At 65.7% G+C, this 23,128-nt stretch carries 21 protein-coding genes; 14 read left to right on the forward strand and 7 right to left on the reverse strand.

Translation table 11 applies throughout. The features are described from left to right. Window positions 1-162: 162 nt before the first annotated feature. Complete coding sequence (locus tag G6N32_RS07455; protein WP_163789176.1) at window positions 163-1,155, forward strand: esterase family protein; 993 nt, start codon at window positions 163-165, stop codon at window positions 1,153-1,155. A 59-nt stretch (window positions 1,156-1,214) separates the two neighbouring features. On the opposite strand, the gene G6N32_RS07460 is transcribed toward G6N32_RS07455, so the two are convergent. Then, complete coding sequence (locus G6N32_RS07460) at window positions 1,215-2,213, reverse strand: oxidoreductase (protein ID WP_115316549.1); 999 nt, start codon at window positions 2,211-2,213, stop codon at window positions 1,215-1,217. 38 nt (window positions 2,214-2,251) lie between these two features. Beyond that, window positions 2,252-2,845, reverse strand: a complete 594-nt coding sequence (locus G6N32_RS07465; protein ID WP_115316548.1) for a TetR/AcrR family transcriptional regulator — start codon at window positions 2,843-2,845, stop codon at window positions 2,252-2,254. Between the two features lie 74 nt (window positions 2,846-2,919). Here G6N32_RS07465 and G6N32_RS07470 point away from each other — a divergent pair, with 74 nt between their 5' ends. From G6N32_RS07470 to G6N32_RS07500, 7 genes are all read left to right on the forward strand, one after another. Continuing rightward, the gene (locus tag G6N32_RS07470; RefSeq protein ID WP_115318754.1) at window positions 2,920-3,750 is read left to right on the forward strand and encodes a mycofactocin-coupled SDR family oxidoreductase; all 831 of its coding nucleotides are present in this window, start codon (window positions 2,920-2,922) and stop codon (window positions 3,748-3,750) included. Window positions 3,751-3,758: 8 nt separating this feature from the next. Further along, window positions 3,759-4,568, forward strand: a complete 810-nt coding sequence (locus tag G6N32_RS07475) for a mycofactocin-coupled SDR family oxidoreductase (protein ID WP_115316547.1) — start codon at window positions 3,759-3,761, stop codon at window positions 4,566-4,568. Then, complete coding sequence (locus G6N32_RS07480) at window positions 4,565-5,368, forward strand: carboxymuconolactone decarboxylase family protein (RefSeq protein WP_115316546.1); 804 nt, start codon at window positions 4,565-4,567, stop codon at window positions 5,366-5,368. The genes G6N32_RS07475 and G6N32_RS07480 overlap by 4 nt, the downstream gene beginning before the upstream one ends. Window positions 5,369-5,373: 5 nt before the next feature. Beyond that, complete coding sequence (locus G6N32_RS07485) at window positions 5,374-6,816, forward strand: aldehyde dehydrogenase family protein (RefSeq protein ID WP_115318753.1); 1,443 nt, start codon at window positions 5,374-5,376, stop codon at window positions 6,814-6,816. Between the two features lie 87 nt (window positions 6,817-6,903). Beyond that, entirely contained in the window at window positions 6,904-7,536 is a 633-nt protein-coding gene (locus G6N32_RS07490) for a TetR/AcrR family transcriptional regulator (protein WP_410432505.1), read from the forward strand. Between the two features lie 251 nt (window positions 7,537-7,787). Continuing rightward, window positions 7,788-10,379 carry a cadherin-like domain-containing protein gene (locus tag G6N32_RS07495; RefSeq protein ID WP_232077553.1) on the forward strand — a complete coding sequence of 864 codons (2,592 nt, stop codon included), beginning with the start codon at window positions 7,788-7,790 and terminating at the stop codon, window positions 10,377-10,379. Between the two features lie 191 nt (window positions 10,380-10,570). Continuing rightward, on the forward strand, window positions 10,571-11,410 hold the full coding sequence (locus G6N32_RS07500; protein ID WP_115316544.1) for a mycofactocin-coupled SDR family oxidoreductase: 840 nt from the start codon (window positions 10,571-10,573) through the stop codon (window positions 11,408-11,410). Here the strand turns inward: G6N32_RS07500 and G6N32_RS07505 are convergent. Beyond that, window positions 11,403-12,002 (reverse strand): TetR/AcrR family transcriptional regulator, encoded by a 600-nt coding sequence (locus G6N32_RS07505; RefSeq protein WP_115318750.1) that lies wholly within the window; start codon window positions 12,000-12,002, stop codon window positions 11,403-11,405. The genes G6N32_RS07500 and G6N32_RS07505 overlap by 8 nt on opposite strands. A 139-nt stretch (window positions 12,003-12,141) precedes the next feature. On the opposite strand from G6N32_RS07505, the gene G6N32_RS07510 reads away from it, so the two are divergent. Genes G6N32_RS07510 through G6N32_RS07530 form a run of 5 tightly spaced genes read left to right on the forward strand, consistent with a single transcriptional unit; the run spans window position 12,142 to window position 18,122 of the window. Next, the gene (locus tag G6N32_RS07510; RefSeq protein WP_115316543.1) at window positions 12,142-12,357 is read left to right on the forward strand and encodes a ferredoxin; all 216 of its coding nucleotides are present in this window, start codon (window positions 12,142-12,144) and stop codon (window positions 12,355-12,357) included. Further along, complete coding sequence (locus G6N32_RS07515; RefSeq protein ID WP_115316542.1) at window positions 12,354-13,634, forward strand: cytochrome P450; 1,281 nt, start codon at window positions 12,354-12,356, stop codon at window positions 13,632-13,634. Before G6N32_RS07510 ends, G6N32_RS07515 begins: the two co-directional genes overlap by 4 nt. 14 nt (window positions 13,635-13,648) lie before the next feature. After that, window positions 13,649-15,103: an aldehyde dehydrogenase family protein gene (locus G6N32_RS07520; protein ID WP_115316541.1), complete on the forward strand. Its 1,455-nt coding sequence runs from the start codon at window positions 13,649-13,651 to the stop codon at window positions 15,101-15,103. 31 nt (window positions 15,104-15,134) lie between these two features. Next, the gene (locus G6N32_RS07525) at window positions 15,135-15,800 is read left to right on the forward strand and encodes an FMN-binding negative transcriptional regulator (protein WP_115318749.1); all 666 of its coding nucleotides are present in this window, start codon (window positions 15,135-15,137) and stop codon (window positions 15,798-15,800) included. Between the two features lie 39 nt (window positions 15,801-15,839). Then, window positions 15,840-18,122 (forward strand): molybdopterin-dependent oxidoreductase, encoded by a 2,283-nt coding sequence (locus G6N32_RS07530; RefSeq protein WP_264028664.1) that lies wholly within the window; start codon window positions 15,840-15,842, stop codon window positions 18,120-18,122. 3 nt (window positions 18,123-18,125) lie between these two features. Here G6N32_RS07530 and G6N32_RS07535 read toward each other — a convergent pair whose 3' ends face one another. Beyond that, on the reverse strand, window positions 18,126-18,458 hold the full coding sequence (locus G6N32_RS07535; RefSeq protein ID WP_232077554.1) for a MarR family winged helix-turn-helix transcriptional regulator: 333 nt from the start codon (window positions 18,456-18,458) through the stop codon (window positions 18,126-18,128). A 224-nt stretch (window positions 18,459-18,682) separates the two neighbouring features. Between G6N32_RS07535 and G6N32_RS07540 the strand changes: the two genes are divergently transcribed. Beyond that, entirely contained in the window at window positions 18,683-19,534 is an 852-nt protein-coding gene (locus G6N32_RS07540; RefSeq protein ID WP_115316538.1) for an oxidoreductase, read from the forward strand. Here the strand turns inward: G6N32_RS07540 and G6N32_RS07545 are convergent, their stop codons facing one another. The 3 genes from G6N32_RS07545 to hisN all read right to left on the reverse strand — a co-directional run bounded on the left by G6N32_RS07545 (window position 19,535) and on the right by hisN (window position 23,095). Beyond that, entirely contained in the window at window positions 19,535-20,749 is a 1,215-nt protein-coding gene (locus G6N32_RS07545) for an acyl-CoA dehydrogenase family protein (protein WP_115316537.1), read from the reverse strand. 33 nt (window positions 20,750-20,782) lie between these two features. After that, window positions 20,783-22,165 carry an acyl-CoA dehydrogenase family protein gene (locus G6N32_RS07550; protein ID WP_115316536.1) on the reverse strand — a complete coding sequence of 461 codons (1,383 nt, stop codon included), beginning with the start codon at window positions 22,163-22,165 and terminating at the stop codon, window positions 20,783-20,785. Between the two features lie 135 nt (window positions 22,166-22,300). Further along, entirely contained in the window at window positions 22,301-23,095 is a 795-nt protein-coding gene (hisN, locus tag G6N32_RS07555) for a histidinol-phosphatase (protein ID WP_115316535.1), read from the reverse strand. Window positions 23,096-23,128: the final 33 nt, after the last annotated feature.

The following is a 23,128-nucleotide window of genomic DNA, read 5'->3' on the forward strand; positions in this document are numbered from 1 at the left end:
CGGGCAGGCAAAAACTAAAAGTGACATTAGTTTTCGTTCCACCCCGTGACAACCCCCAACCAACGAGTTGGATAACGTGGCGGACTTTCACAGGTTCGAGACGACGTGTTTTACTCGACTCTGAATCCGAGAACCGGGGTCATAGAAAGCTGGGGTGGATTGGTGAAGTCCTTGTTTGACAAGGTGCGCGGCTGGCCGCGTCGATTGGCAGTCGCTGCTGTCGCGGCGGCGGCTCTTCCGGGCCTGATCGGCCTGGTCGGAGAATCGGCAACGGCGAGCGCGTTCTCCCGTCCGGGGCTCCCGGTGGAGTACTTGATGGTCCCGTCGCCCTCCATGGGCCACGACATCAAGATTCAGTTCCAGAGCGGTGGCCCCAACTCGCCGGCCGTTTACCTGCTCGACGGTCTGCGTGCGCAGGACGACTTCAACGGCTGGGACATCAACACTCAGGCGTTCGAGTGGTACTACCAGTCCGGTCTGTCGATCGTCATGCCGGTCGGCGGCCAGTCCAGCTTCTACGCCGACTGGTACTCGCCGGCCTGCAGCAAGACCGGTTGCCAGACCTACAAGTGGGAGACCTTCCTGACCCAGGAGCTGCCGCAGTGGCTCCAGGCCAATCGGGACGTCAAGCCCACCGGTAGCGCCGCCATCGGTCTGTCGATGGCCGGTTCGGCCTCGCTGATCCTGTCGGTGTATCACCCGGAGCAGTTCATCTACGCGGGCTCGATGTCGGGCTTCCTGAACCCGTCTGAGGGTTCGTGGCCGTTCCTGATCAACATCTCGATGGGCGATGCCGGCGGCTTCAAGGCCAACGACATGTGGGGTCCGACGCAGGATCCGAACAGCGGCTGGAAGCGCAACGACCCGATGGTCCAGATCCCCAAGATCGTCGCCAACGGCACCCGGATCTGGATCTACTGCGGTAACGGCCAGCCCAACGAGCTGGGCGGCGGCGATCTGCCCGCCACCTTCCTCGAGGGTCTGACGATTCGCACCAACATCACCTTCCGCGACAACTACCTCGCCGCGGGCGGCAAGAACGGTGTGTTCAACTTCCCGGACAACGGCACCCACAACTGGGCCTACTGGGGTCGCGAGCTTCAGGCGATGAAGCCCGACCTGATCAGCCACCTGGGAGCTACTCCGCAGTCCTGACGTAGCAATCAACAAAGCGGGCCACCGGCGAAAACCGGTGGCCCGCTTTGTTGTTCGCCTCAGAAGCCGCCGGCGACCCGCACGACCGCACGACCCGAGTACTTGCCGGCGCGCACCTGGTCGATCACCTCGACGACGTCCTTGACGTCGACCTCGTGCGTGACGTCGTCGAGGTGACGCGGCTTGCGCTCACCGCCCAGGCGCTCCCACAGCGCGCGACGTGGACCGATGGGCAGCAGCACCGAGTCGATGCCCAGCAGTGACACCCCGCGCAGGATGAACGGCAACACCGTCGTATTGAGCCCCGGGCCACCGGTCAGCCCGCTGGCCGCCACGGCGCCGCCGTATTCCAGAGTGCTGATCACATCGGCCAGGGTGGCCCCGCCGACGCAGTCGACGGCACCCGCCCAGCGAGCCTTGCCCAGTGGGCGCGGCTTGGCGTCGGGGTCCTCGGGCAGGCGTGCGATGACCTCCGCCGCGCCGAGGGCCCTGAGATGGTCGGCCGCCTCGGCCTTACCGGTGGAGGCCACCACCTGAAATCCGGCGGCCGCGAGGAGATCCACACTGACCGATCCGACACCCCCGGTGGCGCCGGTGACGACGATCGGGCCGTCCTGGGGGGTGATGCCATGGGCGATCAGGGCCTCGACGCTCAGCGCGGCGGTGAAGCCTGCGGTTCCGATCGCAGCGCCCTCCCGTGGTGTGAGCGAGCCCAGCGCGACCACCTGATCGGCGGGCAGCCGCACGTACTCGGCGTAGCCGCCGTGGTGGCCGGTGCCGATCGCGTAGCCGTGTGCCAGGACCTGATCGCCGACGGCGAAGTCGGCGGAGCCGGACTCCACGACCTCACCGGTGAGGTCGATGCCGGGCACGATCGGGTAGTCCCGGACGACTCCGCCGCGCGGGGTCAGCGCGAGCGCGTCTTTGTAGTTGACGCTGGAATAGGCGACCCGGATCGTCACGTCGCCGGGTGGGAGTTCGGAGGCGTCGAGTGTCTCGATCGATGCGGTGATCTGATCGCCGTCCTGACGGGCCAGCAGTGCCTGAAAAGAATCCATGCCAAGACGGTAGCGCCCACCGACGGGTCACAGACGGGCTACCGACGGCTCGCCTCGTAGCCGGTGGTGAACCACCGGACTGTTCGTTCGATGGTGGGCAGGATGTCGGTGATGGCGATCTCACCGGCGGCAAAGCGTCCGGACAGGCCGAAAATCACAGTGGCCAAGACGGTGTCGAGATCGGCGACGAAATCCTCGTCGACGCCATCGAGTACCTCCATCGCCGCGGGGACGACGTTGTCGAGCCCGCGGTGCAGCAGAAGTTCGCGCCCGGTGGCCGTGCGCGAACGGTAGTAGGCCTTCAGCATCTCGGGGTGCCGCTCCCATGGCTCGAAGATCGTGCCGAGCACGCGCATCATCCCGTCGTAGACGGACTCGGCGGGATCGTGGTGCTGCTGGCTCAGGCCCGCGTAGCGGTGCTCATCCATCCACGACTCGAGCGCGGCAAGGATCAGGTGGTCGCGGGTGGGATAGCGCTTGTAGATCGTGGTGAGCGACGTGCGGGACCGCCGAGCGACCTCGCGCAGCTGCACCGCGTCGTATCCCTCGGTCTCCAGGATGTCGACGACGATGTCGATGATCCGGTCGCGACTGTCGACAGCGGTCCCGGTCGTCTTCTCTGCCTTGTCCACGGATGCCCTTGCCGTCGGTGAGTAACCCGGTTACTGTACCGCAGTAACCAGGTTACTGAGTGGAGGCGGATCAAGTGGGATCTCTCGATGGCAAGGTCGCGTTCATCACTGGTGTTGCTCGTGGCCAGGGCCGCAGTCATGCCATCCGCCTGGCCGAGCAGGGGGCCCGGATCATCGGCATCGACATCTGTGCCGACATCCCCTCCAACGGCTACCCGATGGCCGACCGCGCCGAGCTCGACGAAACCGTCGAACTCGTGGAAGCCAAGGGGGGCAAGATGATTGCCGCGGTCGCCGACGTCCGCGACTTTCACGCGGTCAAAGCCGCGCTGGATGCCGGTGTCGAGCAGTTCGGCCGCCTCGACATCGTGTGCGCCAACGCCGGCATTGCCACCATGTCTTTCCGTGAGTTGACGATCGACGAAGAGCTCGAGCAGTGGACCGATGTGCTCAACGTGAACCTGGTAGGTGCGTTTCACACCGCCAAGGCCGCGATTCCGCACCTGCTCGCCGGGCAACGGGGCGGGTCGATCGTGTTCACCAGCTCGACGGCCGGACTGCGGGGATTCGGTGGAGTGCAAGGTGGCGGACTGGGATACGCGGCCTCCAAACACGGACTCGTCGGATTGATGCGCACATTGTCCAATGCGCTTGCACCGCAGAGCATTCGGGTCAATACCGTGCATCCCACCGCGGTACGAACCATGATGGCAGTCAATCCTGCGATGACCGCCTTTCTGGAGAACTACCCCGACGGCGGACCGCACCTGCAGAACCCCATGCCGGTGGACCTCCTCGAACCGGAGGACATCAGCGCGGCGATCGCCTACCTGGTCAGCGATGAGGCCAAATACGTCACCGGGGTGACCTTCCCCGTCGACGCCGGATTCACCAACAAACTCTAGGAACTTCTGTGACACAGACTGGACGGGTCGCCGGTAAACGGGTCCTGGTCACCGGGGCCGCCCGCGGGATGGGCCGCAGCCATGCTGTGCGGCTGGCCGAAGAGGGTGCCGACCTGATCCTCGTGGACATCTGTGAGTCGTTGCCGGAGTTGGAATATCCGCTATCGACCCCGGAAGAGCTGGATGAGACTGTCCAGTTGGTCGAGAAATTCGGCCGACGCGCGGAGAGGTACGTCGTCGACATCCGGGATGCGGCGGCGCTGGCCGAGGCGGTCAACTGCGGTGTCGAGCAGCTCGGCGGGCTGGACGCGGCCGTGTCCAACGCGGGTGTGCTCACGGCGGGGACCTGGGACACCACCACGCCGGAACAATGGCGAACGGTCGTGGACGTCAACCTCATCGGAACATGGAATACCTGCGCCGCGGCGCTGCCGCACCTGGTCGATCACGGTGGGAGCCTGGTCAATATCAGCTCGGCGGCCGGGATCAAGGGCTCGCCGCTGCACCTTCCCTACACAGCAGCCAAACATGGTGTCGTCGGGCTGAGCCGAGCGCTGGCCAACGAGCTTGCCGCGGTTAGTGTTCGAGTCAATACGGTGCACCCGACCGGTGTGGAGACCGGCATGCAACCCGCGTCTCTGCATGGTCTGCTTCGAGAGGGTCGGCCCGACCTTGCTCCGATCTTCCAGAATGCCCTGCCCATCGTCATGGCCGAAGCGATCGACATCAGCAATGCGGTGCTCTATCTGGTCTCGGACGAATCCCGCTATGTGACCGGCACCGAGCTCAAAGTCGACGCCGGGGTGACGATCCGATGATCAACGGTGACCGGCGTGAGCGTGGCCGACGGGCATTCGCCGACGTGATGACCTTCGCTGCACCGCAGGACGACTCGCCTGCCGCGACCGGGCTGATCGACTTCGTCTACGGCGAGGTGTGGTCGCGTCCGGCATTGAGCCGGCGTGACCGGCGGTTCGTCACGTTGGCGTGTGTGGCGGCTGCCGACGCCGAGGCGCCGTTGCGTGAGCACGTATACGCGGCGCTCAACAGCGGCGATGTATCGATCACCGAAATGCGGGAAGCGGTGCTGCATTTCGCCGTGTACGCCGGCTGGCCGAAAGCATCGTGGTTCAACATGGTGGTCGACGAGCAATGGGAGCGGATCCATCGAGACCGCGGCCAGGCCCCGCCGCCACCGGACCCACTGCTGCCGTTGATCACTCCGAGCGATCCCGAGATCCGGTTGGTGGTCGGAGAGCAGTCCTTCAAGGAGATCAACTGCATTCCGTTCGCACCTACTCGCGACAACCCGTTCTCCGGTGCAGGAATCCTGAACTTCGTTTTCGGTGAGATGTGGCTGCGCCCCGGTCTCGGCATGAAGGAACGCCGACTGATCACGGTGGCGTGCGTGGCGTTCCAGGACGCGGTGGTACCGATCATCAGCCACGTGTACGCCGCGCTGAAGAGCCGCGATCTCTCGTTCGCCGAGATGGACGAACTGGCCCTGCACTTCGCGGCGTACTACGGCTGGCCCAAGGCGTCCCACCTCAACCAGGCCATCGGTGACCAACAGAAACGTGTGCTCGACGAGTGGCGCAGCGAAGCCAGTTCGTCGTGAGCGATGTGATCACACCGGCGGGGTTGTTGATCGGCGGCGAACGCGTCGCCCACACCTCGGCGGGCACCCATCAACACATCTATCCGGCCACCGGACGGCCCAATGTCGTTGTCTCACTGGCCGGGCGGGAGGAGATCGACCGGGCGGTCGCCGCGGGTCGACAGGCGCAGCGTGCCTGGATGTCGTTGACGGTGGACCGGCGCCGCGACCTATTGATCGACCTGGCCGACCTGGTGCACGAGCATCTGGACGAGCTGGCCGAGCTCAATGTCCACGACTACGCGGTGCCGATCTCGTATGCCGGAACGGCGCTCCTCCTCGAGCGGTTCTTACGCCACTATGCCGGCTACGTCGACAAGCCGCACGGCGCCATCGCGCCGGTCAACGGGTCGTTTGACGTCAACCTGATCGAGCGAGAGCCGTACGGCGTCGTGGCGGTCATCGCACCGTGGAACGGAGCGCTGGCCGTCGCTGCCTCCTGCGTCGCACCGGCGCTGGCCGCGGGAAATGCGGTCGTGTTCAAACCCTCTGAGCTGGCGCCGCTGGCGGCCCTGCGTTTTGGCGAATTGTGTCTGCTGGCCGGGTTGCCGCCTGGTCTGGTCAATGTGGTCCCCGCCGCAGCCGAGGGCGGCGACGCGCTGGCCCGCCACCCCGGTGTCGGCAAGGTGCACTTCACCGGTGGTGGGGCGACGGCCCGTAAAGTGATCGCGGCGGCCGCGACGAACCTCACTCCGGTGGTCGCCGAGCTGGGCGGGAAGTCTGCCAATATCGTCTTCCCGGACGCCGACCTCCAAAGCGCCGCGGCGCTGGCGGCGCATCAGGGCCCGTTGATGCAGTCCGGGCAGAGTTGTGCCTGCGCCAGCCGGATTCTGGTGCATGACGCCGTCTACGAGGACTTCGTGGACGCCTTCCTCGCCCGCATCGCGGAGGCCACGATCGGTGATCCGCTGGACCGCGCCGTCACGTTCGGCCCGGTGATCGGACAGGCCGCCCTTGATCGGATCCTCACCGCGATCGGTGATGCGGTCGGCCGGGGGAGTGGGCAATTGCTCACCGGGGGCAGGCGCATCGGTGGTGAGCTCGCCGCAGGCTATTACCTCGAGCCGACTGTGTTCGGTGACGTCGACAACGCCTCGGAGCTGGCTCAGACCGAGACGTTCGGTCCAGTGGTGTCGGTCATCAGATTTCGCGACGACGACGAGGCGGTCTCGATCGCCAACGACAGTGTTTATGGCCTCAACGCATTCATGCACACCCGAGACCTTGTCCGCGCTCACAGCGTGGCCCGGCGACTGGAGTCGGGATCGGTGTGGGTCAACACCTTCAGCGACATGTCACCACAGGGGCCCTACGGCGGTTACAAGCAGAGCGGGTTCGGCCGCACCGGCGGCGTAGAGGGCTTGCACGAATTCCTTCAAGTGAAAAACATCCGGATCGGGATGCGCTGACGTTGACAGGGCACAGTCATGCTGTAACAGCGTTGATCGAGCGATCAAAAGCTATTGGGCCGATGATCTCAATGTTAAAGTGCTCCCGTGACCACCGCGGCGCGAACGGGTCCGTCAGGTAAGCCGGCCCCCAGACGTGCCGCGGTGACGCCGAAGGTTGAGGACGGTGGGACCCGGGAGCGTCTTGTCGCGGCAACGGCCGAGATCATGCACGACGAGGGTTATGCCGCAGCCACGTCACGGCGGGTCGCCGCGAAGGCCGGCGTTAAGCAGGCGCTGGTCTATTACTACTTTCCGACGATGGACGACCTCTTCCTGGCCGTGCTGCGATCGGGCGCAGAGGCCGCGTTGGAGCAGCTACGCAAGGTGCTGATGGAGGAAGATCCGCTGCGCGCTCTGTGGCGGATCAACAGTGATCCCCGTCAAACCGTGATGAGTACTGAACTGATGGCACTTGCCAACCACCGCAAGGTGATTGGTGCCGAGCTGCGTGATTTCGCCGAACGGGTGCGCGACATCGAGACGGCGGCGGTGACTATGTCGTTGCGGTCCTACGGCGTCGACCTCGAAGCGTATCCGCCAGTGGTGATATCGATGTTGGTGGCGCAGATTGCGCGCAGCGTCGGCAACGAGACCGCCGTTGGCCTGACGCGAGGACACGACGAGTTGGAGAACTTCATGGAAGTTCAGTTCGCATTGTTGTCCCGAGGTCCTCACTGATCGATCGACAGATCGTGCTCGCGACACTCCGATCCGAGCATCGCATCGGGTGACAACTGTGCGTGCGCTACCCCGATCGGCCCTATAGGGGCCGAAATCTTGCTCGGTGTCTCATGTAAAGCGTTGTACTGCAACGCATTGTGATCCCGGCCGTCTGAGGCCCGAATAGTTGAGTGCCCCGATACTCGATTCGCATCGAAGTTCTTGACACGGCTGCGCGCGTCCTGTTATGAAGTTCATCACATCAGAATTTGATCGATCGATCAACACTCACCCGGTCTCGGAGGCACGCCATGTCCGACGCAATTAGCCGCCACAACCCGCTGTTCGTCTCGGTCCCTTCTGGGGAGCGCCGCGAATTCACACAACACCGCAGTGCCGCACGCGCGGCCGTGAAGTTCGGCGGGTACGGCAGCATGGCTGTGGCGGTCTGGCTGTTTGGTGCCTTGGCCGCAGGCTATGGAGTCGCATCCGCAGATACCGGGCCTGACTCTGCCAGCGGAACATCGTCCGCGTCCGCATCCACTTCCGATTCGTCGGGCGGCGGTGAGTCGACATCGGCGCACACCGGGCGCAAGTCGACCGGCAGCGCGAAGCCGCGTATGTCACGCGGAAAGTCGCCGGCTGGTCAGGTGACCAGCAGCGGTGGGTCAAGGTTCAGCACGTCCGCCGCGACACCCGAGGCGCCGGCGGCAGCCATCACCTCAACGCCGACGCGTACCGTCGCCGCGAAAACGCCGTCGGCGATTCTCGCCGCGGTCACCGAACCGAAGACCGTGGCCCAGCCGACCGGGTCAGTCACCGACACCAGCTCGGCCAGCGCCGCGCAGGCAGTGACCGGCACCGCTCACCCGGCGCTTGTGGTCCACCCGACCGCCGTCGCTACCAACGCGACACCGAGCGCAGCGGCCCCCGCGGGGCCGATCGGCTTCCTCAACCACGTCATCACCTCACTGCTCAACCCGTTCCTGAACCCGCCGCCGCAAACCCCGGGACCGGTGGTGCCGCTGGTGTGGGCAGTGCTGGGCGCGGTACGGCGCGACCTTTTCAATCAGGCGCCGACGATCGGCGACCCGACCACGACCGTGCAGACCGGGCAGACCGTGACCGGAAATATCAACGCCACCGACGTCGAAGGTGACGCCCTCAAGTACACCGTCACTCAAGGGCCGAAGTATGGCACCCTGATGATCGACCAGGCCACCGGCAACTACACTTACAGGCCGGACGACATCAATTACAATGCCGCGCAAACAGATTCGTTCACGGTGACGGTGTCCGACGGCAAGTTCAACATCCTGACCCCGCTCAGCTCGCATAGCGCCCAGGCCGCCGAGGGCGTCACGGTGCTCAATCCCACCGTCCAGCGGGCCATTCTGGCCATGCCCGCCGGCGTGACCAAACCCGTCAACCCGCGCTACTCCGAAGACGGCCAGTCCATCTTCTTCGCAGCTGTCCCGGCCGGGGCGACCCGTCAGGAGATCTACCAGATCAACATCGACGGTACGAACGCGACCTGCCTCACCTGTGGCGTTTCCCCAAGTGTGACCGCGAACCTGGGCAAGCCGGTGCCGTTCACCGATGGCTCCGGCCGCGTTGTAGTCCTCGTCGACAGCGGTGCGCAGTCGGGGCCGACGTATTCCGTTCTGCAACAGGGTGACAATGGGACCGAGTTGATCCCGATCGTCACTCCGCCGGGAGCGCCCGGTGTCATCTCCATCAATGCCCAACGGGAGTTGCGGATTTCACCGGACGGGCAGCACGTGCTGTTCAGCCGGATCATGCTCAACGGCGCAACGGGTGTGCTGCAGATCGTTCCGGTCGTCGGCGGCCTGAACTACAACGCCACCACCAACACCTACGCCGTCACCGATGCGCGGGTGGTGTTCCCGACCGGCGAGGGCAAACAGTGGACGCCCGATGGCAACGGTGTGGTCATCCTCGGCGGCGCCTACGAACAGGGCAACGCCGACGACATCGTCGTCGACCTGGCTACCGGCAACATCACCCGGGTGACCGCCAGCCTCGACTACGACGAGGACCTGGACTATTCGCCTAGCCAGCAGTGGATCGCCATCGGCAGCACGCGCGGCCTGAACGCGTTGACGCCGATGACCAGAATCGTTCGGCAGAGCCTGCTGCCGGTGTATGTGGCGGCGCCGGTGTACGGCTACTACGCGACCCCGGTCAACGTCTCGAACCAGGAGTGGGCAGTCCAGGTCGGCGATGAACTTAACCGGGAGAACGGAATTCCGCTGTTCGACACCGGTGACGGATGGGCCGCCCGCAGCATGCCCAGTTGGAACACCGATGGAACGGCGGTCACGTTCTGGGAGTCGAGCGTCTCCGACCCGACGCAGTCGCGGCTGGTGATCGCAAACTTGAAGTACACCACCAGCGTTGGACAACGGGCGGCCGACGTGACCACCCCGGATTCGTCATCGTGGGCGCCGGCACTGGGCACCTACCATCCCAGCACCACTCCGCTGGATCCGGTCGGAACCTACGCCGGCAAGAACGGCGGCACCGCGGTGGTCACCGAAGCCCCGGATCCGAACAACGCGGACAAGACGATCCGCACGGTCACATATACGAATTACGTGAACGAGGACGGGATGATCCTCAACGGCACCGAGTCAGCCGACTACCTACCGAACCAGTCGTCCGTTCACTACCTGGCCGACATCACAGTGACCGGCGCGCACACCGGCTACCTGCATGCCGATGCGACGATCAACGCCTTCCAGCAGACGCTGACAGGCTACATCGTGTCCAACGTCGACGGTGACATCGAGGGCCTGCCGGATCCGGCCAAGGCGACCGACGCGCAGCAGAGCGCCTAGAGACTGCGATGACTCACCGGGTTCGAGGTCGATGTGGTTCAACACCGTCAGCGGAGGCGCGAGGAGATTCGGATCGGGACGCGTTGACCTTGACACCGACCGCGCGACTGCGACAGTATTGATCGATCGATCAATTTTTCTGATCGCCTGCGCGGTGCGAGCGCGAGTGTTCTACGAGACGAGGGGTTTTCATGGCTGGAAGAGTTGAGGACAAGGTCGCTTTCATCACCGGAGCGGCCCGCGGTCAAGGCCGCAGTCATGCGGTCCGGTTGGCGGAGGAGGGTGCCGACATCATCGCGATCGATGTGTGCAAGCGCATCAGCAGCAATGAGGACATCCCGGCGCCGACGCCGGAAGACCTGGCCGAGACCGCCGATCTGGTGAAGAACCTCAACCGCAGAGTCGTGACCGCAGAGGTCGACGTTCGCGACTACGCCGCCGTGAAGGCGGCCGTCGACGGTGGTGTCGAGCAGCTGGGCCGCCTCGACATCATCGTGGCCAACGCCGGTATCGGTAACGGTGGCCAGACGCTGGACCTCACCAGCGAGGCCGACTGGAACGACATGATCGACGTCAACCTCTCCGGTGTGTGGAAGAGCGTGAAAGCGGCTGTGCCGCATCTGATCTCGGCTGGCCGCGGTGGCTCCATCATCCTGACCAGCTCAGTCGGCGGTCTGAAGGCTTACCCGCACACAGGCCACTACATCGCGGCCAAGCACGGCGTGGTGGGCCTGATGCGCACGTTCGCCGTCGAGTTGGGTCACCACTCCATCCGGGTGAACTCGGTGCATCCGACCAACGTGAACACCCCATTGTTCATGAACGAGGGCACCATGAAGTTGTTCCGTCCGGACCTGGAGAACCCAGGCCCCGACGACATGGCGGTGGTGGCTCAGATGATGCACGTGTTGCCGATCGGCTGGGTCGAGCCGGTCGACATCAGTAATGCGGTGCTGTTTTTGGCTTCTGACGAATCCCGCTTCGTGACCGGCCTGCCGATGACCGTCGACGGCGGAAGCATGCTCAAGTAGCTTGCGCCTGCTCGGTAGAGGCGACCTTGTCGAGGAAGCGTTCCACCAGTTCGCGTAGCTCCTTGTGGCCCTGCGTCATCCCGATCGCGCTCTCGTTGCCCAGGCTGCGTGCAGTCTGGGCAACGAGCATCGAGATCGCGACGGGGGGAAACTCGGTCAGGTTGACACGATGCGCCCGCAGAGCGACTGTCGCCGCGGCAGTTTCGATATCGCGCACCCGTTCGGCGTAAGACTTCAGTTCCGCGCTGATCACCTTGCGGTGATTGGCCAGCGCAACGAACTCGGTGTACAGACTTGTCCAGCGCGGGTCGGTGTTGATTTCCCACAATGTTCGCAGCGGTTCGTCGGCGGTGATCGCCTGGCGCATCCTGGCCAGCGAGGCTTCCGAACCCGCTTGCAGCACGGCGACGAACAGGTCGTCCATGGTCGGGAAGTAGTAGTACACCAGGGCGGATCTCACGCCGGCACGCGCGGCCACCCGCCGCGACGTGGCGGCGGCGTAGCCCTCCTCTCGCATGATTTGAGCGGTCGCCTCCATCAAACGTTCACGCGCACCGGCATCTTTGTCCTTGCTCTTCGGTGTCGACGCCATGACGGCCATTCTCCCAGGAGGGCACCGCGCTTGGCTAGATGGCCAATTGGGCGTCTCTTGACCCGCTATTTCCAGCCATGGTATCCATGTCGTGGATAATTTGATCGATCGATCAAATCAGATTGGATGTGGAGGGTTGATGACCGCGGCTCGTTGGCGCGTGCAGGTAGACCGGAACCTGTGCGAAGGGCATGCGTTATGCGTCGAACTCGCCCCCGCCGTCTTCGACGTCGATTCCAGCGATCTGGCCAGCTGCCTGGAGTCGCCCGCAGACGAGATGCGCGAGCAGGTCGAGGCCGCCGTGGCCGCGTGCCCGCGCCAAGCCATCAGCATCGTGAAAGGCACCCAGGAATGACCGATTTGGCAGCTGCCGACTACTTCTCCGACCAGGCCATCGCCCAGGATCCCTACGAGTACCTGGACTACATCCGTGCGCAGAATCCGGTGTTCCGCGAGCCCAATTACGGGGTCGTGGCCGTCACCGGATACGACGAGGCAGTCGCGGCATTCAAGGACTACGAGACGTTCTCGGCGGTGAACGCCATCGGCGGTCCGTTCCCGCCGCTGCCGTTCGTTCCCGAGGGCGACGACATCTCCGAGCAGATCGATGCCCACCGGCACCTGTTCCCCATCAACGAGATGATGGTCGTGATGGATCCGCCGGAGCACACCCGGGCCCGCTCGCTGCTCAGTCGCCTGCTGACCCCGGCGCGGCTGAAGGAGAACGAAGACTTCATGTGGGAACTGGCCGATCGCCAGCTCGACGAGTTCATCGGCAACGGGACGTGTGAGCTATTGGCCGAGTACAGCAAGCCTTTCGCCACACTGGTGATCGCGGATCTGCTGGGTGTCCCGGACGATGACCGCGCGGAATTCCGGGCGAGTCTCGGCGCGGGCAAGGAGCCCGGAAGTGCGGTCGGCGCACTGGATCACACGCCCGTCGCGTTGAACCCGCTGGAGTGGCTGGACGGAAAGTTCACCGGCTACATCAACGAGCGCCGTCAGCATCCGCGCGAAGACGTGCTGAATTCGCTTGCCGCAGCGACCTACCCGGACGGCACGACGCCCGACGTCGTCGACGTGGTGCGCGCGGCGACATTCCTGTTCGCCGCCGGACAGGAGACCGTCGTCAAGCTGCTCAGCGCGTCGACCCGAGTGCTGGCCGAGCGCCCCGACCTCCAGGACAAGCTGCGCGCCGACCGCAGCCTGATCGGCAACTTCATCGAGGAATCGCTGCGTATCGAGAGCCCCACCAAGGTTGACTTCCGGCTGGCCCGCAAGACCACCACCCTGGGCGGCGTGGACATCAAGGCCGGGACCGTGCTGATGCTCTGCCTGGGTGCGGCCAACCGCGACCCGCGAAAGTTCGAGCACCCCGACGAGTTCCACCTTGACCGCAAGAATGTCCGCGAGCACATCACGTTCGGCCGGGGCATCCACACCTGTGCCGGGGCGCCGCTGGCCCGCGTCGAGGCGAAGGTGACGCTCAACCGGCTCCTGGATCGCATGACCGACATCGCCATCGACGAGACGCAGCACGGGCCTGCCGGCGCCCGTCGCTACAGCTATGAGCCGACGTTCTTGCTGCGCGGCCTGAGCGAACTGCATCTGACCTTCACGCCCGTCGCCTGAGACCAGGGAGTCCCATGACCTTGCAGTCCGTACTCGACGAGATCGGGCAGCGCCCCGGCTCCGGCGATCTGATCCAGATCATCAATCCGGTCACCGAGGAACCGATCGCCGAGTTCACCGACGGCGGTGCCGAAGCGGTCCACGAGGCGGTCGACCGTGCCAGGGCCAGCTTCGACTCCGGCGTGTGGTCTCAGCTGCCCGGCAATGAGCGCGCGAAAGTGCTGTGGCGGGTTGCCGACCTGATCGACGAGCACACCGCCGACCTGGCCGAGATCGACTCGTTCAACACCGGCATGCCGTACATGCAGGCGAACATGATCACCTCGACGTGTGCCGAGATGTTCCGCTACTACGCCGGTTGGTGTACCAAGCTAAACGGGATCGCCCACGACGTGCAGCAGACCGGTGGCATCACCGGTGCGTTCTCGAACATGCACGCCTACACGCTCAAAGAGCCCTATGGTGTGGTGGGGCTGATCTTCCCGTGGAACGGACCGATCTTCAATTTCTGCGCCAAGCTCGCCCCGTCGCTGGCCGCCGGCTGCAGCAGTGTGGTGAAACCCGCTGAAGAGACACCTCTTTCGGCACTGCTTCTGGTCCGGATCCTGCAGCAGGCCGGCGTCCCTGACGGGGTGGTCAACCTCGTTACCGGGTACGGGCACACGGCCGGTGCGGCCCTGGCCGAACATCCCGGCGTCGACAAGATCGCGTTCACGGGATCGACGAAAATCGGCAAGCGGATCGTGCAAGCCTCGGCCGGCAACCTCAAGCGGGTGACCCTTGAGCTCGGCGGGAAATCGCCGGTGCTGATCTACGACGATGCCGATCTGGGCATGGCCACCATGATGGCGTCGATGGGCATCTTCATCCACTCTGGGCAGGGATGTATCTGCGGCTCAAGGATTTTCGCTCACCACAAGGTCTACGACCAGGTCGTCGATTCGGTGGCCGCCATGGCCAACACGGTGCAGGTCGGCGGTCCGACGGATGAGAACGCCCTGATCGGACCGCTGATCAGCGAGAAGCAGCTGAGTCGCGTGATGGGCTATATCGACGAAGGGAAGCGTGACGGAGTCGAGGTGGTGACCGGGGGGCACCGCCTCGACCGACGCGGCTACTTCGTACATCCCACGGTGCTCACCGACGTCGACCCCGGCATGCGGTTGTATCAGCAGGAGATCTTCGGGCCGGTCGTCGCGGTCCTGCCGTTCGACGACGATGACGAGGTCGTCGCGCAGGCCAACAACTCCGAGTACGGTCTCGCGGCCACCGTATGGACCAAGGACATCTCGCGGGCACACTCGCTGGCCAAGCGAATCCAGTCCGGCACCGTCACGCTGAACTGCCAGATGGTGTTTGACCACTCGATGCCGTTCGGCGGCTACAAGCAATCTGGCTGGGGCTACGAGTGGGGTCGCGCGGGCATTGAGAGCTACCTGCAGACCAAGACCGTATACGCGCAGCTGTAAATCTGTTGCCACCCCTGGTGCAATGGTGAGCATGCTGATCCATCCCTGGGATGCCGCGCTGGACGACGCCGAATGGCGGGACTGGTTGGCATCGACCGACCGATTCGGAGTCCTCGCGGTCAACAACGTCGACCCCGCGCAGGCCCCCGTGCTGGTGCCCACCCATTTCACGGTGGCCGGTGCGGAGCTGCTGATCCACCTGGCGCGCCCCAATCCGGTCTGGCCGCATCTGGAAGCAGCCGCCGAGGTGCGAGTCGCGGTGATCGGCGACTACGCCTACATCCCGACCTACTGGCGTGCGAAGGCCGGCGGTCCCGACGAGGACGGGGTGCCGACCAGCTATTACGCCTCGGTCCAATTCATCTGTCGCCCAACGATCATCGATGATCCGCACGGCAAGGTCGAGATCCTCCGGTCTCAGCTGGCCGACTTTCAGCCCGAAGGCCGCCATGCCGAGGTGGCCGAAGCGCAGGACCCGTACGGCCGGATGCTGCCCGGCATCCGCGGCGTGCGACTCGCGATCGAGCGCGTGGAGGCCAAGTTCAAGTACGACGACGGCAACCCCGTCGAGCATCGAGAGCGGGTGATCGGCCGGCTCGAGGACCGCGACCGCGGTCTGGACGCCGGTGCTGCCGCCCAGCAGCGGCGGCGGCTGGCGGTGATCGGCGACTGGCGGGCTCGCCGGGCTGACCTCTGACCGTTGTGCCGGGTTCGCGACCGGCCCTAACATGGACAGGTGTCCAGACAGAAGTCGGATCAGGCTGACGGCGTAGTCCGCCGCGTGACGTGTCCGCTGTGCGAAGCCATGTGCGGCCTGCGGGTCACCGTCGACGGCGACCGGGTCACCGATATCCGCGGCAACCCCGACGACGTGTGGTCGGCCGGGCACATCTGCCCCAAAGGCACGGTTCTCGGGCAGCTGCACGAGGACCCGGACCGGCTGCGCTCGCCGATGGTCAGGCGGCCGGACGGAACCCACGTCGCCGTCTCCTGGGAGGAGGCGTTCGCCGAAACGGAGCGGGTGCTGCGACCGGTGCTGGACAGCGACGGTGCGCGGGCGGTCACCGTGTACGTCGGCAACCCGGTGGCGCACAACCTGGGTTTGAGCTCCTACATCGGCGCCCTCGTCGGGATGGGCGCAGCGGCCGGGATGGGCGCGTACTACTCGCCGGGCACGGTCGACCAGTGGCCGCTGAACGTCGTCGGCACCCTGCTCTTCGGCGGGATGTGGAACGCGCCGATCCCGGACCTGGCCCGCACCGACCACCTCGTCGTCATCGGTGCCAATCCCGCGGCCTCGCAGGGATCGATGCTCTCGGCGCCGGACGTCGTCGGTCATCTGAGCGCTATCCGTAAGCGCGGTGGTCGGGTGGTGGTCATCGACCCTCGCCGCACCGAGACCGCGCAGCGCGCCACCGACTGGGTGCCGATCCGTCCTGGCACCGACGCGCTGGTGCTCTTCGCGGTGCTGCGGACGCTGGCCACCGACGGATTGCTGCGCGCCCATCCGCATCTCGACGGCCGGGTGCAGGGCCTCGACGAGGTGATCGCCATGGCCGACCCGTTCACCCCGGAAGCCGTTGAAGGGCCGAGCGGAATCCCGGCCGACACGATCCGTGCGCTCGCACACGATCTGGCATCGGCGTCGAATCCCGTGCTGTACAGCCGGATCGGGGCGTGCACCCAGGAGTTCGGCACCTTGGCCACCTGGCTGGTGTTCGTGCTGAACACCGCACTCGGTGCGGTCGACCGGCGCGGGGGAGCGGTGTTCCCCACCCCGGCGGTGTACTCGCCGATGTTCATGAAGCCGCCCGATCAGCCCGGCCCACGCTGGGAATTCGGCCGCTTCGCCTCGCGTGTGCGCGGGGTCGGGGAGGTGCTCGGCCAATTCCCGGTGAGCTGCCTGGCCGAGGAGATCCTCACCCCGGGCGACGGCCGTATCCGCGCCATGATCTCGGTCGCGGGCAACCCGGCGATCTCGGCGCCGGCAGCCGGGCGGCTCGACGAGGCGCTGGCGTCCCTGGATGCCCTTGTCTGCGTCGACAACTGGCTCAACGAGACCACCAGGCATGCCCACGTCATCTTTCCTGGACTCTCGCCGCTGGAGCGCCCGCACGCCGACGATCTGTACTGGATCTACGCCGTCGCCTCCTGCCTGAAGTGGTCGGAGCCGCTGTTTGCGCCGGATCCTTCTCGGCCACTGGAATGGGAAGTGCTGCTGCGTCTTTCGGCCGCACTGCTGGGCACCCCGATGACCGACGTCGACGTCCCGGCGATGGACGACCTCTACACCGGGGGACTGGTCGCCACCATGTGCACCCAGCCGGGCACTCCGCTGAGCGGACGCGACCCTGTCGAGGTGATGGGCATGCTGAAAGGCCAAGGGCCCGAACGTATATACGATCTCTACATCCGACTCGGTCCCTGGGGCGACGGTCTTGGCGCCAACCCCGACGGCCTGACCCTCGATGAGGTGCGCATGCACCCCGACGGCCTGCGACTCGGCGAACTGGAGGGCGGCCGGCTCGATTCGGCCGTCACCACGCCGTCCGGGACCATCGAGTTGCTGCACGACCTGTTCGTCGACGACGTTCCCCGGTTGCGGGCGCGCATGGACCGCGCCGACGATTCGCTGCTGCTGACCAGTCGGCGGCATCTGCGGTCGAACAACTCGTGGCTGCACAACGTGCCTGCGCTGATGCGAGGGCGAGACCGATGCACGCTGATGATGCACCCGGACGATGCCCGCCGCGTCGGGGTCGGCGACGGCGAGCTGGCCGAGGTCAGCACATCGGAAGGGAAAGTGGCTGTGCCCGTTGAGGTCAGCGACGACATGATGCCCGGGGTGGTGTCACTGCCGCACGGCTGGGGACACGGGCTGCCGGGCAGCCGGCTCGGCATCGCCAACGAACATCCCGGCGTGAACTCCAACCTGCTCAACCCGCCTGATCTGCTCGACGTCCCCAGCAACACTCAGGTGGTCAACGGGGTGCCGTGTCAGGTGCGGGCAACGGTTTGAGGCTCAGCCGTCGATCGAGTCGGCCAGACGCTGCAGCAGTTCGGTGAGCGCCAGCTGCTCCTCGCCGGAGAGGATTCCGAACAGTTCCTCGGCCGCGGCGGTATACGCGCCGGCCCAGCTCTGCGCCTGCCGCCTTCCGGCGGGTGTGGTCTGCAGCAGGGTCACCCGGCGGTCGGAGTCGTCGGCGCAGCGTTCGATCAAGCCCTCCCGGACGAGTGCGTCGGCCAGGGTGGAGGCGGTGCCCTGGGTGATGCCGACGGTGCGCGCCAGGTCGGTGAGCCGGACTGGGCCGCAGCGATCCACCTCGAACAGGACCTTGGATCGGGGGGTGGACACACCGTGATCACCGAGCCGCTCGTCGAGGGCACGGACCAATGTCTTGCCGGCGCGGCCGAAGGCGTCGGCGAGGGCTGCGGCGCGCTGACGGGATTCGGCGTCGTGCGCTGAGCGTGGAATGTGACTTCACCTCCCTGGGTTGACAGGAAGCGTAACGCGCCCGCAAGATAGTTTGACGTCAAACAATTCGATCTCAATCTATCTCCCTGCGAGTGGAGGACCCCATGACACGCTTCCCATTGGCCGGCTACGACGTCCACCGCGTCGGATTCGGCGCCATGCAGCTTCCCGGTCCCGGGGTGTTCGGGCCACCGCGCGACCATGACCAGGCGCTGGCTGTCCTGCGCCATGCCGTCGATGCCGGCGTCGACCACATCGACACCTCGCAGTTCTACGGCCCGAATGTCGCGAACGAACTGATCCGGGAGGCGTTGCACCCCTACCCCGGGAACCTGGCCCTGGTCAGCAAGGTCGGTGCACGCCGGGACGACCAGGGGGATTGGCTGCCCTACAACCAGCCGCATGAGCTACGCGCAGGGATCGAGGAGAACCTGACCACCCTCGGTGTCGACCGGTTGGCCGCGGTCAACCTGCGGGTGATGGAGAACGAAGCCGATGCGCTGTTCACCGATCAGCTCGGTGCGATGATCACCGCGCGCGACGAAGGCCTGATCGCCGGAGTCGGACTGAGCAACGTCACGCACGAGCAGCTTTTGCACGCGCTGGAACTCACCGACATCGTGTGCGTCCAGAATCCGTTCAATCTGGTGGACCGGTCCTCGCAACCCGTGCTCGACGAATGCGTCGCCCGCGGCATCGCGTTCGTCCCGTTCTTTCCGCTCGGATCGGCCTTCCACGAGGTGAATCCGGTGCTGTCGCATCCCCTCATCACCGGCGCGGCAGAACGATTGGGTCACACGCCCGCTCAGATCGCGCTGGCATGGACCCTGGGTGTCGCCGACAACGTGCTGCTCATCCCCGGCACGTCCTCGCTGGATCACTTGGAGGAGAACCTCGCCGTCGCCGGTATCGAACTCGACGAGCAGACCCAGCGCGAGCTGACCGCGGTCGCGTGACTACTTGAGTTCGGTCGAGGACAGCCCGAGCAGGCGGCGGGCGACCACCAGCTGCTGAATCTGCTGCGTGCCCTCGAAGATGTCCAGGATCTTCGAGTCGCGGGCCCACTTCTCCAGCAGGGTCTGCTCGGAATAGCCTGCCGTTCCGGCCAATTCGACAGCCTTGAGAGTGATGTCGCTGGCGACCCGGGCAGCCTTGGCCTTACCCATCGACGCTTCTTTGGAGTTCGGGATCGCATTGTCGGCCTGCCACGCCGAGCGGATGGTCAACAGATAGCCGGCCTCCCAGTCGGCTTCCATGCGAAGGAATTCCGCGGCGGCCGCACTCTGGGCGTGGGCGGGCTTGTCGTAGGAGATCTCCACGCCGGCCTCGGTGAGGATCGTGCGCAGTTCCTCCAGGGCGGCACGGGCCACTCCGACCGCCATCGCGGCCACGATCGGCCGGGTGTTGTCGAAGGTCTCCATGACCCCGGCAAAGCCCTTCTCCACCTCGATCTCCGGGCTTCCCAGCAGGTTCTCTTTGGGGATGCGGGCGTTGTCGAACCGGATGGCAGCGGTATCGGAGGCCTTGATGCCGAGCTTGTGCTCGAGACGCTCGACGGTCACCCCGGGGTGCTCGCGCGGCACGATGAACGACTTGATCGCCGCGCGGCCCTTGGACTTGTCCAGCGTCGCCCACACCACGATGTGGGTGGCCCGGGAACCGGCGGTGACGTAGATCTTCTCGCCGTTGATCACGTATTCGTCGCCGTCGAGCACCGCCGTCGTCGACACCGCCGCCGAGTCCGAACCGAACGACGGCTCGGTGATCGCCATGGCGGCCCACACGTTCTTGCCCAGTCGCGCCAACTGCTCGTCGGTGGCCACTCCGGAGATCGCGGCGTTGCCCAGACCCTGGCGGGGCACAGACAGCAGCAGCGCGATGTCACCCCAGGAGATCTCCAGGGCATTGAGCAACGCGGACATGTTGCCGCCGTTGATGTTTCCCTTCGGGCCGTCGTCGCTGTCGCGGAATGCCTCCGTGCCGGCGAACGAGATCGTGTTGGCCTCCGAGATTCCCTCGAACAACGTTGCCAGGGTGTCCAATTCGACGGGGTAGGCGTGTTCGGCGACGTCATACTTGCGTGAGATCGGCCGCAACATCTCCGCGGCGCCCTGGTGTGCCTTCTCGATCACGGCTTCCAGCTTGCGCGGCAGTTCGAGATTGATTGCCATGTCAGTGTTTTCCGTTCGTTAGCCGGTCGGCGGTTACAGGACGACAACACCCTCGGCGACGCCGATGGCCCGCAGATCGCGGTACCAGCGCTCAACCGGGTGTTCCTTGGTGAAGCCGTGGCCGCCGAGTAGCTGCACCCCGTCGAGGCCGATCTGCATGCCCTTGTCTGTGCCCAGCTTCTTGGCCAGTGCGGCCTCGCGGGTGAACGGCAGGCCACGCTCTGCGCGGGCGGCGCCGCGCCAGGTGATCAACCGCAGGCCATCGAGCTCGATGGCGATGTTGGCGCACATGAACGCGACGGCCTGACGGCGGGCGATCGGCTCGCCGAATGCCTCGCGCTCTTTGACGTAGGGGATCACGTAGTCGAGCACCGCGTGCGAGGTGCCGACCGCCAGCGCGGCCCAGCCCAAGCGGGACAACGCAATTGCTTCGGAGTAGTCCGCATCGGTCGCGCCGTCCTCACCGAGGCGGGCCGACAGCGGCACCGACACCTTCTCCAGTGCCACCCGGCCCAATGCCGCGGCCCGGATCCCCATGCTGGGGTCGGCGGTGACCGTCAAGCCCGGGGTGGAGGCCTCGACGATGAACAACGCCGGCTTGCCGTCGAGTTGTGCTGCCACGATGAACAATTCGGCATCGGCAGCGGCGGGAACCAGCGATTTCACGCCGTCGAGACGGTAGCCGCTCGGGGTGCGCACCGCGGTCGTCCTCAGCGCGGTCGGGTCGAACAGCGCATGCGGTTCGGCGATCGCCACGCACGCCTGCGGCACGTTCTCGCCGGCGAACTCGGCCAGATATGTGGCCTGCTGGTCGGCGCTGCCCCAGTGAGTCAGCGCCGAGGCGACACCGCCGGGCGCCAGGATCGGCAGCGCAAGGCCCATGTCGCCGTAGGCGAGTGCCTCGGCCACCAAGGCATTGGTGACGGTGGTGCGCTGCTCGGCGATGCCGTCGAAGTCTTCGGGGATGTTGATGGCCGTGATGCCGAGCTCGGCGGCCTTGGCGATCAGATCGGCGGGATAGGTCGCGGCGTCGTCGGCGTCATGAGCGGCCGGACGCAGAATCTCCTCGGCGAACTCGTCGACCGTCGCAACGATCATCTTCTGGTCGTCATCGGGGGTCAGGTCGAAATAGTCTGCGCCGCTGGGCCGCAGCCGGGCCGGCGCCTTGCCGATGCCCTGAACCTTCTTGAACTGCCGGGTCGCTGCGCCCGCGGTGGAGAACGCCTGCTTGACGCCGTACTTGAGGCCCCGGTTAAGCGGGTCGCGCAGGTGGTAGCGGTCCAGGAAGTCCTGTCCCATCAGCGGGGTGACAAGGGCCAGGCCGATGTCGGTGAGGGAGCGCTTGTGCTTGTACTGCCCGACCGCGCTGTCGCGGGCTCGTGCACTGGCGGACTTGGGGGGAAGAGTGTTGGTCATGGTGGCAGCCTCGTCGATGGTGGGCGTGCTGGTCGGATCTCGCTGGAGCCTATCTTACTCCAAAGTAAGGTAGATGCCGGAAGCGCTCCTCAGCGCGAATTCTGTTGGGTCGGTCACACCGGAGCGGCCGCGCGGCTACCGCCGGGCCAGGCTCGCCAGGGTCGCGTCGTGCAGCAGGCCATTGGTGGCCACCGCATTCCCGCCGTGCGGGCCGGGCGCTCCGTCGAGGTTGGTGAACCGGCCGCCGGCCTCGCGGACCAGAATGTCCAGCGGCGCCAGATCCCACAGCTTGACCTCGGGCTCGGCGGCGATATCGACAGCGCCCTCGGCGACCAGGCAATAGGAGAAGAAATCGCCGTAGCCGCGCACCCGCCACACGTCGTCGGTCAACCCGATGAACTGGTCACGCAATCCGAGATCGGCCCAACCGGACAGGCTGGAGAACGACAAGCTGGCCGATCCCAGCTCGGCAACCCCGGAGACCGACAATGGCCGGGCCTGCTCGTCTCCGGCGCGCGCGAAGGCGCCCAGTCCCCGGCCGGCCCACCACCGGCGGTTCAGGGCCGGGGCGCTGACCACTCCGACGACCGGCACGCCGTCGGAGAGGAGCGCGATCAGGGTCGCCCAGATCGGCACGCCGCGGACGAAGTTCTTGGTCCCGTCGATCGGGTCGATCACCCACTGCCTGCCCTGGAATTCGGCGGTGCCGCCGTACTCCTCGCCGAGCACGGCGTCGTCCGGGCGCTCGCGGGACAACGCCGCGCGCACGTCGGCCTCGACCGCCTCGTCGGCGTCGGTGACGGGGGTGAGGTCCGGTTTGGTGTCGATGCGCAGATCGAGCGCCCCGAATCGATCGAGGGTGATCGCATCGGCGCGGTCGGCGAGCTGCAACGCCACCGACAGGTCTGCCTGCACATCCTCGCCGCTCATCCGCCGTTGATTCGCACCGTAAGCGTCGCTCAT

The sequence above is a fragment of the Mycolicibacterium aichiense genome, assembly GCF_010726245.1.
In the GTDB taxonomy this organism is placed as follows: domain Bacteria; phylum Actinomycetota; class Actinomycetes; order Mycobacteriales; family Mycobacteriaceae; genus Mycobacterium; species Mycobacterium aichiense.